Here is a 14,107-nt window from a genome sequence, read left to right as displayed (position 1 = left end):
CCGTCCAGGCCGCGTACGGTCTCGCAAACAACCATCGGTATCGACACCTTCGGGTCAGACAAAAACACTTCGGCCCACTCTATGGTGGGCCGAAGTAGCGATGAGACTGCAGAAAACCTACTTTCTACAACGAGCTTTCGTTGCCCTTACCTGTCTTCGCATTGTCATTACGCGCAGCATGCAGGCTGTCGAGGTATTCTTCGGTGACATCGCCAGTGATGTACTTGCCATCGAACACCGCGCAATCGAATTCCTTGATCTCATGGTTACCGTCGGAAGACGAAACGATCAGTTCATCAAGGTCCTGATAAATCAGCCAGTCCGCACCAATCTCCTCACATACTTCTTCAGTAGTGCGGTTATGGGCAACCAGTTCAGTCGCAGACGGCATATCGATACCGTAAACGTTCGGATACTTTACCGCCGGCGCCGCCGAAGCAAAATACACCTTCGCCGCACCCGCTTCGCGGGCCATCTGGATGATCTGCTTACAGGTAGTACCGCGCACAATAGAGTCGTCCACCAGCAGCACATTCTTGCCGCGGAACTCCAGCTCGATCGGGTTCAGTTTCTGACGCACAGATTTCTTGCGCTGCTTCTGGCCCGGCATAATGAAGGTGCGGCCGATATAGCGGTTCTTCACCATACCCTCACGGAACTTCACACCCAGGCGGTGTGCAACCATCTGGCCGGCAGAACGCGAGGAGTCAGGAATCGGGATCACCACGTCAATATCGTGGTCCGGACGTTCGCGCAGGATCTTCTCCGCCAGGTGCTCGCCCTGACGCAGACGCGCCTTGTGTACAGAAACGCCGTCCATGATGGAATCCGGACGCGCGAAGTACACGTGCTCGAAAATACACGGACGCAGCTGCGGGTCTTCCGCACACTGCTCGGAGTGCACGGTACCGTCCAGTTCGATATAGATACATTCACCCGGTGCCACGTCGCGCACCAGGGTGTAACCGAGTACGTCCAGCGCTACGGACTCTGAGGCAACCATGTATTCGGTGCCCTTGTCGGTTTCGCGCTTACCGTAAACCAGCGGACGAATGCCATTCGGATCGCGGAAGGCAACCACACCGTAGCCAACAATCATTGCCACACAGGCATAACCACCGCGCACGCGCTTGTGCACTGCGCGCATGGCCGTGAAGATATCTTCTGCCTTGGGCTGGAGTTTGTGCTGCTTGTGCAGTTCGTGGGCGAACACATTCAGCAGCACTTCGGAATCGGAGTCGGTGTTGATGTGGCGCAGGTCCTGCTGGAAGATCGCTTCCTTCACCTCGTCGACATTGGTGAGGTTGCCATTGTGGGCCATGGCGATACCGTAGGGGGAGTTGACGTAAAACGGCTGGGCCAGTGCGGGACCGGAGCTGCCGGCGGTGGGATAGCGCACATGGCCAATGCCAAAGTTGCCTGTCAGGCGCTGCATATGGCGCGCGCGGAACACGTCGCGCACCAGGCCATTTGCCTTCTGCTGATTCAGGCGGTCACCATCACAGGTGACGATACCCGCGGCATCCTGGCCCCGGTGCTGCAACAGGGTAAGCGCGTCGTACAACTGTAGATTGACGTCACTTTTACCGACGATTCCAACGATGCCACACATACTTCAGATAACCCCAGTCATTTCGAAATGGTCATGGTGACCCTGCGCCGCATCCTGCAGCCCAGTGATCAGTCAAGTTGCCCTGCGAAGAAGTCCTTGATCGCGCCTGCCGCTTCGCGCGCGCGATCCTCAAATTCTAGAAAATGCGGTATCAAGGTCGATTCCTGCCACCAGCTGTCTTCGTTGACCGGCGCCAGTGCCGGGGCGAAGATCAATAGCGCCATCACAATGATGCAGCCGCGAAACAATCCAAATACCATTCCCAATACCCGATCCGTGCCGGAAAGGCCGGTAGCCTCTACAAAGGCAGACAGGGTCATGTTCAGGCCGGCTCCGGCCAACAGGGTGAAAATGAACAGGATGGCAAAGGCGGCGATGGCCTGCAGTGAAGGTGTATCGACAAGGTTGGAGAGCAGTGGTGCCAGCTGGTCGCGAAACATCATCGCCACCACGAATGCAGCCACCCAGGTGAGTAGCGACAAGACTTCGCGCACGAAGCCTCGGCTCAAGCCGATCAGCGTGGAGATGGCAACGATTGCCAGAATGGTCCAGTCAGCCCAGTTCATTCAACCCTACCTGCTACGCGGCGGCTGCCGCGAAGAGCGCGCATTCTAACTTACCGACCGGGGCCCGTGAAGCAGTTCACCAAATCCCGCGAGGTTAAACAGCGATCAACCGCCCGCAACTTGCTGAACTGACCAGTCAAATACGTCCAAACCGGTGTCGAATAAAGAACTGAATAGCGTAGCGTAGTGAGCTGGGGCGCGGTATCACGCCCGATAACGCAAGATCAGAGTTTCGGTGTTGAGCAGCTTGTCCAGCTTCTGCTTGTCCGACTGGGCATCCACCCGACTCAGCTTGGGTCCGACAAATACCCGTACAAAACGCCCTTTCGCAGTGTCCACCGAACGGGTGTAAGCGCGAAAACCGGCATCCATCAACTTTTTGCGCATCCGCTCGGCACCGGCGACCTCTTTATAGGCGGCCACCTGAACCACCCACCCTTCCGGCAGCCCCTTGTCATCCAGCTGGGTCTTTTCGGCCGGCAGCTGCACCGCGCTCTCGGATTCCGGCTGCGCTTCCGGCTCGGGCTTGGGCTTAACCGCAGCCACCCTGGTTTCCGTTTGCGGCTTTGCTTCTGGCTCAGCCTTCAGCGAGACCGATTCGGGATCCGGCGCAGGGGATTTCGGTTCGACAAAATCCGGCTGAAACACCTCATTTACCGGTGGCGCCGGCTCTACATCGGCAACCGGCTCTGGCTCGGCTATGGTAATTGGCTTGATATCCGGGGCGGGAGGGATCTGACTGGTCACGTCGATATAGCGTGCGCCCTCACGGTCGAACAGAGTCGGCAGAAAGATGACCGCCAGCGCAGCCAGCACCAGTGCACCCACTATGCGCTGCTTGACCCCATCGTTCAGGCGGCGTGAAGCGCGCCGGCTTTCCGGGGAATAAGAGTCCGAATCACTATTCCGGCTGGGCATCTTGCTGTTCTCTTGTGAGCTGGAGTACTTCTGCAACGGTAAAGAAAGAACCGAATACAAGCAACCTGTCGCTCTCTCCCAGCGCTCCGCAAACACGCTGCAATTGCGCCTGCACCGGCATACTGGGCGTAGATACCTTCTCTTCGGGGATACCTGCAGCCGCCAGCGCTGCCTCAATCTGCTCCGCACCCGCCGCCCGGGGATTGTCGGGCAACAGCGCCGGATACCAGTGGTCGATGGAAGATCTGAGCGGAGCCAGCAGGCCGGCCAGGTCCTTGTCGGCCATGGCCGCGAAAAGTGCCAGTGTCCGCCCCGCAACAGGACGGCATTGCAGCCAGGTGGCCAGATACTCGGCCGCGGCCGGATTGTGGCCCACATCCAGCACCAGGTTGCACCCCTGCCAGGTGAGCGCCTGGCAGCGACCCGGCATCTGCAACTGTTCCAGAATTGCGCACACCTGATCCGCGCCAGGTAGCTCTCCCGCTACAGCCAGTGCGGTGATCGCCGCCGCTACACTCGCTGGCGGCAGCTGCAACTCGGGCAACCCGAGCACCAGCTCAGGCTCGGCATCCAGCCGATACTCACCATCCACCAGAGAGAAATGCCGGTCGATAAAATAACTTTCACACCCGAGCTTGCCTGACACGTCGATGACCGAGGCCGGTGGCCGCGGATCCGCACAGACAAATGTCTTGCCCGCCCGCAGTATCCCCGCCTTCTCGCGCCCGATCACCTCACGGTCGTTCCCCAGCCAGGCTTCGTGATCCACCGCCACACTGGTGATGATCGCGACATCCGGGTCCACGAGGTTCACCGCATCCAGCCGGCCACCAAGCCCAACTTCCAACAACGCAAATTCTACGTCCGCCTGCTTAAATAGCCAGAAGGCCGCGAGCGTGGTGAACTCGAAATACGTCAGGCTGGTCTCACCGCGCGCCCGCTCTACCGCCTCGAATGCGGCAATCAGTTGCGCATCTTCAACCTCTTGCCCATCAATTCTGATCCGCTCGTTAAAACGCAACAGATGGGGAGAACTGTACGCCCCTACCGAATGATCCCCTGCGCACAGCAGCGCCTCCATGGTGCGCACGCAACTGCCTTTGCCGTTGGTACCGGCTACGGTAAATACCCGGCGCGCGGGCACCTGCACGTCGAGCGCACTGGCAACGGAAGAAACCCGCTCCAGTCCCAGTTCAATTTCAGAGGGGTGCAACTGCTCCAGGCGTGTCAGCCAGGATTGAAGGTCTCGCATCGGGTCACCGGTTGTTGGTCTGGTGAGAGGATTTTAGTCGGGAAGAAGGATTGGAAACAGGAGTGATTTGGAAAAGCCCCGGGCAAGGACCAAGGGAGCCAGCCTGAATATCGGGGAGAAGTGCGATCCCGGTAGCGGTGCCATAACAGCACCGGCTACCGGAAGCGCCGGGTTGATTCAGCCGGGATCAATTATTAGTGAGCTTGCCCAGCAGGCGGCCAACCGTGTTGCGCATATCCTTGCGCGGAATAATCATGTCGATGGCACCGTGCTCCAGCAGGAACTCGGCGCGCTGGAAGCCTTTCGGCAGCTTCTGGCGAATGGTTTGCTCGATGATGTTCGGGCCAGCAAAACCAGCGCGGGCACCGGGCTCCGCGGCATTGATATCGCCCAGCAGCGCCAGGGAGGCAGAAACCCCACCGTACACCGGATCTGTCATGATCGAAATGTAGGGCACGCCCGCCATGCGCATTTTCTCCAGCACCGCCGAAGTCTTCGCCATCTGCATCAGTGAGATCAATGCCTCCTGCATGCGCGCGCCACCAGTCGCAGAGAAACACACCAGCGGAATATTTTCGTCCAGCGCGCGTTGCGCAGCGCGGGTGAATTTCTCGCCCACGACATAGCCCATAGAACCGCCGTGGAAAGCAAACTCAAAAGCGACCGCGACAACCGGCTTGCCCTCGAGAAGCCCCTGCATGGCAACCAGCGCATCTTTCTCACCGGTCGCCTTCTGGGCCTGGGTCAGGCGATCCTTGTACTTTTTAACGTCTTTGAACTTCAGACGATCGACCGGCTCCACATCGGTAGCCAGCTCTTCACGGTGCTCCGTATCCAGGAACATATCCAGGCGACGGCGCGCACCGATACGGAAATGGTGTTCGCACTTGGGACATACATCCAGGTTGCGCTCCAGCTCCGGCAGGTAAAGGGTGGAATCGCACTTCACGCACTTTTTCCATACCCCTTCCGGTACCTTGCTGGCACCGGCACGACGCTCGGTACGAATGACCGAGGGAACAATTTTTTCTAACCAGCTCATTCTGTATCCAAAATCCGATGCTTGCAGAATTTAAGTTGCCGGGACACCCGCCCCGGGAAAGAGGCATAGGGTAAATGACCGGCAATTCTAAAACCGCGAATTAAACCACTTTCAAAAAAATTGCTCTTGGCCAGATAAGCCGCCGAATCAGGCTTTCTGGCCAATCTGCGCTGGCGCCTCAGTTATCCAGCGCAGTGCGCATTTCCGATACCAGCGCGCCAATGCGATCCTTGGCGGCGGCGCCATCGGCGGACTCACCCACCGCAGACACCAACACGCTTCCAACTACGGCACCGTCGCCATCGGCACTCACCGCCTTGGCGGAGGCACCATCCTTGATACCGAAACCAACACACAGGGGCAAATCGGTGTGGCGGCGAATACGCGCCAGGTTTTCGCGCACGGAATCCAGATCCAGGTGGCCGGCCCCGGTAACACCTTTCAGGGAAACATAGTAGACAAAACCACTGGCGAGACGGGTGATCTCGTCGATGCGCTGATCACTGGTCGTGGGCGTCAGCAGGAAGATATTGCGCAGGTTGCGCGCCTTGAGCAGGTCATTGAGAGGGCCGGCCTCTTCCGCCGGAAGGTCCACGGTAAGCGCACCGTCCACACCGGCCTCACGCATGTTGTCGGCAAATGCCTCGAAACCCATTTTGACGATGGGATTGGCATACCCCATCAGGATCACCGGCGTGTCTGCGTCCTTGGTGCGAAATTCCGCTACCAATGCCAGACATTTGCGCAGGGAAGCCTTGTGCTCGAGCGCGCGCTCGTGGCCCTTCTGGATCACCGGCCCCTCGGCCATGGGATCGGAGAAAGGCACCCCCAACTCAATCAGGTCAGAGCCACTGGCAACCAGCTGATGCATCAGGTCTACGGTGTTTTCCAGACCGCCATCCCCGGCAACAATATAGGTCACCAGCGCCTTGCGCCCTTCCCCGCGCAATTTGGCAAAGCGACGGTCAATTCTGTTCTGTTCTTCGGTCACCGTGTCACTCCCTACACTTCGATGCCGTCGATGGCGGCCACAGTGAAAATGTCCTTGTCGCCACGACCGGACAGGTTCACAACGATGTTTTGCTCTGGAGACATGGTCGCCGCCAGTTTCAAGCCAAAGGCCACGGCGTGGCTCGACTCCAGTGCCGGGATAATACCCTCGGTGCGGGTCAGGGTACGGAAGGCCGCCAGGGCCTCATCATCATTGGCCGTGACATAGTCCACTCGACCAATATCCCGCAACCACGCGTGCTCTGGCCCCACCCCCGGGTAGTCGAGCCCCGCAGAGACAGAATGGGTCTCGATGATCTGACCGTCTTCATCTTCCATCAGGTAGGTACGGTTGCCGTGCAGGACACCGGGAACGCCATCGTTCAGAGGCGCCGCATGACGCCCGGTTTCCAGGCCGTCACCACCGGCTTCGACACCGTACATTTTTACCGATTCATCGCTGAGGAACGGATGGAACAGGCCGATGGCGTTGGAACCACCACCCACACAAGCTACCAGTGCATCCGGCAGCTGGCCAAATTGTTCCAGGCTCTGACGGCGCGCCTCGCGACCGATCACGGAATTGAAATCCCGCACCAGCTGCGGATAGGGATGCGGGCCAGCCACAGTACCGATGATGTAAAAGGTGTCGTCCACATTGGTGACCCAGTCGCGCATGGCTTCGTTCATGGCGTCTTTCAGGGTCTTGGAGCCGGACTCCACCGGAATGACTTCCGCACCCAGCAGCTTCATGCGATACACATTGGGGGACTGGCGCTTGACGTCTTCCGCACCCATGTAAACCGCGCACTTGAGCCCCAGACGTGCTGCGACAGTCGCCGTGGCCACGCCGTGCTGACCGGCACCAGTCTCGGCAATCACCCGGCTTTTACCACTGTGCTTGGCCAACAGCGCCTGCCCTACGGTGTTGTTCACCTTGTGGGCGCCGGTGTGGTTCAGGTCTTCGCGCTTGAGCCAGATACGAGCACCACCCGCCTCGGCGGTCAGCCGCTCCGCCAGATACAGCGGGGACGGACGTCCGACATAGTGCGCCAGGTCATAGTCAAAAGCTGCCTGAAACTCGGGATCGTTTTTCAGGCGCTGGTACATTTCCTGCAATTCATCGAGAGCGCTGATCAGGGTTTCCGATACAAAGCGCCCACCAAATTCTCCGAAATGCCCTTTGGCATCCGGGAAAGCCCCGTAATCGACGGGGGATGTGGGTTTACTCACTGCTCAAACTCCTTGTGTCAATTCTGTACTGCGGGCGCTGCCACTCTGGGCTGCGCGGGCGGCACGGATAAATTCGTGCACTTTGGCGGCATCTTTCCGCCCCGGCGACGCCTCGACGCCACCGCTGACATCCACTGCCTGGGGACTGGCAGCGGCAATCGCCTGGGCTACATTGTCCGGATTCAGGCCTCCGGCGAGAATGATCTGGCGGCCGCTGTCCTCGGGGACGCGCTGCCAGTCGAAGGTATCTCCGGTGCCCCCCGGCACCCCCTTGCGATAGGCATCCAACAGAATGCCCCGGGCATCGGGAAATGCCGCCATCGCCTCCACGGGATCCAGCTCGGGCTTCATACGCAACGCCTTGATATAGGGGCGGTGGAACTGGCGACAATAGGGAGCGTTTTCACTGCCGTGGAACTGCAACAGATTGAGCGGCACCTGTGCCAGCACCGCCTCTACCTCCTCGGGGTGGGCATCGACAAACAGGCCGGTAAGCACCGCAAACGGGGACACGGCCCGAGCGATTTCTGCGGCCTGCTGCGGGGTGACATTGCGCGGACTGGGCGGATAGAACACGAGGCCGAGCGCATCAGCGCCGGCATCTACCGCGAGACGGGCATCTTCGACACTGGTAATTCCGCAGATCTTTACGCGCATAATCCATACACCGCTGATACTGCCATGGTGTAGACCGCCATCTATCCGGGGCGCTGGCAGCAGAGAAATATCGGAGAGCCCGCGATACTAGCAGATCAGGGGATTAGGCGAAACGCGGCAGTCGACCAATTCAGGGGGATTCGTCGGCACCAATGGTACCCAGCGGCAACGGCACCAGCAGCGGGCCCGGCTCGCGCACCGGCATCGCAAATTCATCCGGGTAGTGCACATCCACCAGATAGAGACCGTGCGGCGGTGCGGTTACCCCCGCAGCGCTCCTGTCCTGCGCCTCGAGCACGTCGCGCACCCACTCGGGATCCCTATCCCCTCTTCCCACCGCCATCAAGACACCGGCAATATTGCGCACCATGTGGTGCAGGAAAGCCGTAGCGCTGACCTCCAGCACAATCAGTTGCCCCACCCGGCCAATATCCAGCCGGGTAAGGCGCCGCACCGGAGACTTGGCCTGGCACTGTGCGGCGCGGAAACTACTGAAATCGTGCTCCCCGATAAGATGCAGGGCGCCAGCGCGCATGGCCTCGAGGTCCTGGGTGCGCTCGGTCCAGGTCACCTCGCTGGCGGCCTGAGCAGAACGGGTGGGCGCACTGTGGATCAGGTAGCGATAGGTCCGGTTGCGAGCGGAAAACCGCGCGTGGAACTGGGGCGGCATCTCTTGTGCCCACTGTACACGCACATCAAATGGCATCTGCGTGTTGACTCCCTGAACCCACGCTTTAGTGGGACGCTGGGCGCTGGTATCGAAGTGAATCACCTGCCCTGTCGCATGCACGCCGGCATCCGTGCGTCCGGCACACACCAGCGTAACGGGCTCTGCCGCCACCTTGGACAATGCTTTTTCCAGGGTTTCCTGCACCGTCTGCGGATCGTGCTTCTGCTTCTGGAAGCCGCGCAGCCGGGTGCCGCAGTATTCAACACCCAACGCTACCCGCCGTAAACCTTCAGGCAGGGACTCCCCCGGCGGCACTTCTCCGTTCGGCTTGTATTCGTAAATCCTGTTCATCGCTTACCAGAACTCCGCACTGGCAACCTGCGGCGCCCTTATTCACCGTCAGCTACCGGAAGAATGTCTTCCCGGAAAAAGAAAGACCCCGCGCGTGGCGGGGTCAAAGTGTTGTCGCTGTAGATAGCGTGAAAAATCGACAGCGGGATCAGCTAATGCGCTCGAGCATATCCTTGGCGCGCTGCTGGTGCTCACCGGCAGCCTCTTCTACCACTTCGCCCAGGATTTCCCGTGCGCCGTCTTTGTCTCCCATATCCAGATAAGCCTGGGCCAGCTCCAGCTTGGTGGTAACTTCGTCGCTACCCTCCAGCAGGTTGAGCTCGGAATCCAGATCGCTCTCCAGATTAAAGTTCAGATCTCCCAGTTCCGCGTCATCGGCAGAAGTTTGCGCGCCCGATTGGGCCGGTTCGACTTTGGCTGCGGGCTCTTCGGCCACTGCAAGATCACCTTCGAGCTCGAATTCTGCGGAAGCGGCAGAGGAAGTATCAGCAGTCAAATTGCCACTGTCGAAATCCAGGTCGCCACTGTCGAGATCCAGATCACCGAGATCAATGGAGTCCAGATCCAGGTTGTCAAAATCGTCACCGCCCAGGTCATCGGAGAAGCTGTCCAGCTCGCTCTCAGAGGTATCAGCTACGGTGGACTGTGCAGCAGTTTCGCCCCCATCCAGGTCGTCGCCTTCTTCCATCGGCGTCAGATCGAGGTCGAATTCCAGGCCGCTGTTTTCTACCGCATCCGCAGTTGCATTCTGAGAGTCGACTTCAATGGATTCGGACTGCTCCAGAGCACCGGCTTCAGCGGACACATCCACACTGAAGTCGGAATCCAGATCCAGACTGTCGAGACTGTCCAGATCCAGGTCGCCGTCAGCCACCAGATTGTCGAGATCAAAATTCTCTTCTTCGGCAGTGCTGCCGGTATCGGACTCGAACCCGGAATCCAGTTCGAGATCGAAGGTCGGCTCTTCAGCAGCAGTCGCATCCGCCTCGGACTGCGCCGATGCCAGATCGCTTTCCAGATCATCACCCAGATCGAGATCCAGAGAGAAGCTGTCTTCGTCTGCAGTATCAGTGCCCGCATTCAGGTTATCGCTGCTGTCATCCAGGTCCAGGGACAGGTCGTCGAGCAGGCCAAAATCGTCTTCGTCATCCGCGGCATCCGTATTCGCGGCCACAACGGTCTGGTCTGCGGAGAACTCCTCGAGGTCATCGAAGCTCGCCTCGCCATCGAAGTCCGCCCCCATATCGTCGAGCTGCGCCGCTTCCAGAGATTCGCTGGAAAAATCGTTTTCAGGCGCTTCAAACGGACCCATACCAGCAATGCTTTCGCGCAGACGCGCGGCGCGATCCGCAGCAGGTCCGTCGCTGTAACCGAGCAGCTGGCGATAGTGCTCATCAAACTCAGCCCCCTTCTGCTGGTGCGCATAAGCCTCCAGCAGCATCAGACGAGCATCGATATTTTCCGGCGCGCCTTTCAGGCCCGCCAGCAATTTGGATTCCGCTTCCTGGTATTGGCCCAGGGAGAGATGGATCTCGGCTTCCGCTACAGGATCGTCGGTTTCCACTTCACCCAACTGGTCCAGATCAAAGCTTTCGCTGGCTTCGAGCTCCTCCACGGCGCTGAGATTGTCATCCATCTCGCCGATCTCGGGTGCTGCCGCCAGTTCGCGCTCGGCAGCCATTTCTGCCTCGACCTGACGAATGGCCTCCTCTTCTTCCTTGCGACGACGCCAGGTAAAGAAGCCAAACAGGCCTGCCAGCAGTGCACCCGCGCCAATACCGATCACCACAATATTATCCAGCACCCGCTCCATCAGAGTGGGCTCGGGACGGGTCTGCACGACTACACGATTGCGCGTAGTGTCTTCTTCGGCTTCTTCGGTCGCCGCTACAGGGGCCTCAACAGCATCGGTCTCGGTCACTGCGTCAATGCCGGAAGTCTCTTCCGCGACGTCATCCAGGCGGTCTTCGCCGGCCTGCTCACCGGTCTCGGTTGCGAGGCCATCCAGCTCTGCTTCCGCACCAGCCTCTTCATCGGCCAGCTCAGAAGTCATTTCGCCAGACTCAGATGCTTCGGCAGTCTGCTCCGCTGCAGCCTGTACTGCCTGCAGCTCATCATTGGAGACCTCTACCAGGCGCTCCATGGTATCGATCTGCTCGTTCAACTCACCGATACGATCCTGCAGTTCGGTATTTTCCAGGCGGGACTTGTCGAGCTCTTCCTCGCTTACCGCCAGCTCACCCTCGAGCGCCTCGCTCTCACCGGCGCCACTACCGGAACCGGACAGCACCGATTCGTTGTCGCCAGGAGCCGCAAGGGACACACGCCCTTCCAGCGTATCGCTTTCAACCGATTCTTCTACCGCAGCACGCCCATCCAGCGGCGCACCAGTAACGTCCTCGGTGCCCACACGCTCGCGCCAGGCATCATTCTGGGTAGCTACCTGAGAGACGGCTTCGGTCAGGGACAGGTTTCGCACTTCATCCGCGGTAGGCAGACGCAGTACCGCGCCTTTCTTCAGCAGGTTGATGTTGTTGTTGATGAACGCCTCGGGGTTGAGGCGCTGAATCGCCAGCATGGTCTGCTGGACAGAGAGATCGCGAGTTTCGCGGCTGTCGCGTGCGATTTCCCAAAGGGTTTTGTTCGCTTCCACCGGCCCGTACACGCGGCTACCGCTGTCGGCAGTCGTCTCGGACTGGAATTCAATCGGTTCTTCTGCCGGGGCTTCGTAAACTGGCTGCTGCGGCTCGGCGGCAACAGTTTCCTGGGGCGCTTCGGGTTCGCTGGACGGCTGCTCTACCGGCGCCTGCACCGGCTCGGGTGCCCGCTGCACCATTGGCTGCAACGGCTTCTGCACCGGCGCTTCACGGCGTACCTGCTGGCGCTCGCGTTCAGCGGCACGCACTGGCTGGGAAGCAGTATTGGTGGAGAAGGCAGGCAGATCCATCAACAGGGTATATTCCCGCAACAGGCGGCCACTGGGCCAGCGGGTTTCTACCAGGAAATTCAGGAAGGGTTCACGGATCGGCGTACGGCTGGAGATTCGGACAACGGGCTGACCACTGGAGTAATCCACTTCAAAGCTCAGCTCGTCGAGCAGATAGGCGCGATCGACACCAGCGCGGTCAAAATCTTCCGAGCTGGCCAGGCGCACCTTGATTTCACTTTCACCAAGGCCGCGTGTTTGCAGCAGTTTGATTTCCGCATTGAGAGGTTGGTTGAGGGTCGAGTTCAGTTTGATCTCACCCAGACCGAGCGCCAGAGCCCCGTTGCCACCCAGTGCGCTGACCAGACCTACCGCTAGTGCCAGCTTTTGCACACGCATATCCGATTCCCTTTATTGTTAGAATCTCACCGGAACCTGCACAAAAAACACCCAAAGGATAATGCAGGCACCAGGTCTGTGCAGCCATCGTTCTGCACAAAAATTATTCACAAGAACCAGTGCTGACACACCAGGCTCTACTCTCCAGCGAAACTCTCCAACGAAAGAGTCGCTCCCCGAAAAAGACTTGGACCATCCGGCTTCTTCCCACTTTCTCCGACCTTGCCCCCAAGCGTTGCCGGTTCCCGAGTGCGGGTGAAGTTAAGAAGAAACCTTCAGAAAGGCCGCTAAGTATTAAATATCAATGGGTTTTTAGCAACAAGTGGACAATCAGTACACAGTTAATTGCGACGTCTTTACGCAAATTGTCGGATGCCGCACAAAAAACGACCTGCCGCGGGCTGATCAAGCCGCTGCGCAGCCGTCCCAGCAGGGTATTGTCACTTCCTACCGCATCCTGTGCCGAAGGCCGCTCACGCATTTCCAAACGCGCCCCATTGGCGAGCAAACCGCGCACAGTTTCCAGCGGCTGCTCGGCATTCAGCTGAACACTCAGGTTCGCCAGCTGGCCGTGGAACACCGATGCAGTATTGATGGTGGCATCCAGTGCCACCTGATCACCCAACAACCGTCGCAGTTCCAGCACCAGCGCCAGTTCACTGAAGTTGTGGCCACTGTCCAGCAACGGTTCCGCAGAGCTCAGGTGATTAAATGCGAGGCGCTGACCGCTCGCCTCGTCCACTTCTGGCTCCTGCCCATTGAACAGGCGCGCAGTCTGCGCTGCCGCCGCATCCACACTGCTTTTGCCCAGCGCCGATACCGGTTGATTCAGCACTACCTCAACGGACTGCAACTGTTCCTTCAGCGGGAACAGCGCCTCCGCGATCATCGCCGCACCGGGTCCCGGCACCGCGATCACCTTGCGGTCCTGTTCATCGCGTGCTGTCAGCGAGGTCGCATTGAGTAGAGGATGCACCAGGGCCACGCTCTCATCACCGCGACTGATCCCCGCCGCGTCCACCACCCAGGCACCGGCACTCTCCGCCTTGGCCAGGGCTGCGCTCGCAATTTCACCCGACGACAGTAACAAGACGATCTGCTCCGGGGTAAACACAAAATCTTTCAGTGACTGCACCGACACACTGCGGTTGGCAAACACCTGAGGATCCGCATCGGCCTCGTCTGCACTAATAAGCTTCAACTGCGCGGGCTTCACTGTCTCCCGCTCTTCCAGGATCTCCAGCAGCGCATCAAACGGCGCACTGCCAACACCTACGATCACCAGTTCCCGGGTGGATTCTGTCATATTGAGTTCTCACGAGCTGATTCGGTTGCTTCTGCGCCAGTTCGGCGAATAAACAGCCTGAAAATGCGGGGGATTATACTCAGGGAAAGTGTGGGGGGAAGCCGCCCCGGGACCGGGGCGGCGAATTGGGCCCAAAAATAAGCTAAGGCACCGTTTAAAATTGTAGCGAGCGGGTGGTTGGTGGT

General features: G+C 59.1%; 11 protein-coding genes. All 11 read right to left on the bottom strand.

Features of this window, described 5'->3' with window-relative positions:
- Positions 1-124: 124 nt before the first annotated feature.
- Positions 125-1,612 (bottom strand): amidophosphoribosyltransferase, encoded by a 1,488-nt coding sequence (gene purF, locus B4U49_RS03895; RefSeq protein ID WP_078083265.1) that lies wholly within the window; start codon positions 1,610-1,612, stop codon positions 125-127.
- 68 nt (positions 1,613-1,680) lie between these two features.
- Positions 1,681-2,178 carry a CvpA family protein gene (locus tag B4U49_RS03890; protein WP_078083264.1) on the bottom strand — a complete coding sequence of 166 codons (498 nt, stop codon included), beginning with the start codon at positions 2,176-2,178 and terminating at the stop codon, positions 1,681-1,683.
- A 204-nt stretch (positions 2,179-2,382) separates the two neighbouring features.
- A complete protein-coding gene (locus B4U49_RS03885; RefSeq protein ID WP_078083263.1) occupies positions 2,383-3,096 on the bottom strand; it encodes an SPOR domain-containing protein in 714 nt (237 codons plus the stop codon).
- Positions 3,080-4,348 carry a bifunctional tetrahydrofolate synthase/dihydrofolate synthase gene (gene folC / locus B4U49_RS03880; RefSeq protein WP_078083262.1) on the bottom strand — a complete coding sequence of 423 codons (1,269 nt, stop codon included), beginning with the start codon at positions 4,346-4,348 and terminating at the stop codon, positions 3,080-3,082. The genes B4U49_RS03885 and folC overlap by 17 nt, the downstream gene beginning before the upstream one ends.
- Before the next feature lie 187 nt (positions 4,349-4,535).
- Positions 4,536-5,390, bottom strand: coding sequence for an acetyl-CoA carboxylase, carboxyltransferase subunit beta (gene accD, locus B4U49_RS03875; protein WP_078083261.1), 855 nt, complete (start codon positions 5,388-5,390; stop codon positions 4,536-4,538).
- A 178-nt stretch (positions 5,391-5,568) separates the two neighbouring features.
- Positions 5,569-6,381: a tryptophan synthase subunit alpha gene (trpA, locus tag B4U49_RS03870; RefSeq protein ID WP_078083260.1), complete on the bottom strand. Its 813-nt coding sequence runs from the start codon at positions 6,379-6,381 to the stop codon at positions 5,569-5,571.
- 11 nt (positions 6,382-6,392) lie between these two features.
- Entirely contained in the window at positions 6,393-7,613 is a 1,221-nt protein-coding gene (gene trpB, locus B4U49_RS03865) for a tryptophan synthase subunit beta (RefSeq protein ID WP_078083259.1), read from the bottom strand.
- Positions 7,614-7,616: 3 nt separating this feature from the next.
- The gene (locus B4U49_RS03860) at positions 7,617-8,270 is read right to left on the bottom strand and encodes a phosphoribosylanthranilate isomerase (protein ID WP_078083258.1); all 654 of its coding nucleotides are present in this window, start codon (positions 8,268-8,270) and stop codon (positions 7,617-7,619) included.
- Positions 8,271-8,400: 130 nt separating this feature from the next.
- Positions 8,401-9,291, bottom strand: a complete 891-nt coding sequence (gene truA / locus B4U49_RS03855; protein ID WP_078083257.1) for a tRNA pseudouridine(38-40) synthase TruA — start codon at positions 9,289-9,291, stop codon at positions 8,401-8,403.
- A gap of 148 nt (positions 9,292-9,439) precedes the next feature.
- The gene (locus B4U49_RS03850; RefSeq protein WP_078083256.1) at positions 9,440-12,616 is read right to left on the bottom strand and encodes a FimV/HubP family polar landmark protein; all 3,177 of its coding nucleotides are present in this window, start codon (positions 12,614-12,616) and stop codon (positions 9,440-9,442) included.
- Positions 12,617-12,917: 301 nt separating this feature from the next.
- Complete coding sequence (locus B4U49_RS03845; protein WP_078083255.1) at positions 12,918-13,922, bottom strand: Asd/ArgC dimerization domain-containing protein; 1,005 nt, start codon at positions 13,920-13,922, stop codon at positions 12,918-12,920.
- Positions 13,923-14,107 lie beyond the last annotated feature (185 nt).

Source organism: Microbulbifer mangrovi (assembly GCF_002009015.1).
Classification (GTDB): Bacteria; Pseudomonadota; Gammaproteobacteria; order Pseudomonadales; family Cellvibrionaceae; genus Microbulbifer; species Microbulbifer mangrovi.
The sequence above is the reverse complement of the archived record's forward strand: the minus strand, read 5'-3'. Positions and strand labels throughout refer to the sequence as shown.

What these genes read in the sequence shown, in the direction of transcription:
- B4U49_RS03890 (WP_078083264.1), bottom strand. Translation starts at nt 2,178, where the DNA reads ATGAACTGGGCTGACTGGACCATTCTGGCAATCGTTGCCATCTCCACG.
- B4U49_RS03860 (WP_078083258.1), bottom strand. Translation starts at nt 8,270, where the DNA reads ATGCGCGTAAAGATCTGCGGAATTACCAGTGTCGAAGATGCCCGTCTC.
- B4U49_RS03845 (WP_078083255.1), bottom strand. Translation starts at nt 13,922, where the DNA reads ATGACAGAATCCACCCGGGAACTGGTGATCGTAGGTGTTGGCAGTGCG.
- B4U49_RS03850 (WP_078083256.1), bottom strand. Translation starts at nt 12,616, where the DNA reads ATGCGTGTGCAAAAGCTGGCACTAGCGGTAGGTCTGGTCAGCGCACTG.
- purF (WP_078083265.1), bottom strand. Translation starts at nt 1,612, where the DNA reads ATGTGTGGCATCGTTGGAATCGTCGGTAAAAGTGACGTCAATCTACAG.
- folC (WP_078083262.1), bottom strand. Translation starts at nt 4,348, where the DNA reads ATGCGAGACCTTCAATCCTGGCTGACACGCCTGGAGCAGTTGCACCCC.
- truA (WP_078083257.1), bottom strand. Translation starts at nt 9,291, where the DNA reads ATGAACAGGATTTACGAATACAAGCCGAACGGAGAAGTGCCGCCGGGG.
- accD (WP_078083261.1), bottom strand. Translation starts at nt 5,390, where the DNA reads ATGAGCTGGTTAGAAAAAATTGTTCCCTCGGTCATTCGTACCGAGCGT.
- B4U49_RS03885 (WP_078083263.1), bottom strand. Translation starts at nt 3,096, where the DNA reads ATGCCCAGCCGGAATAGTGATTCGGACTCTTATTCCCCGGAAAGCCGG.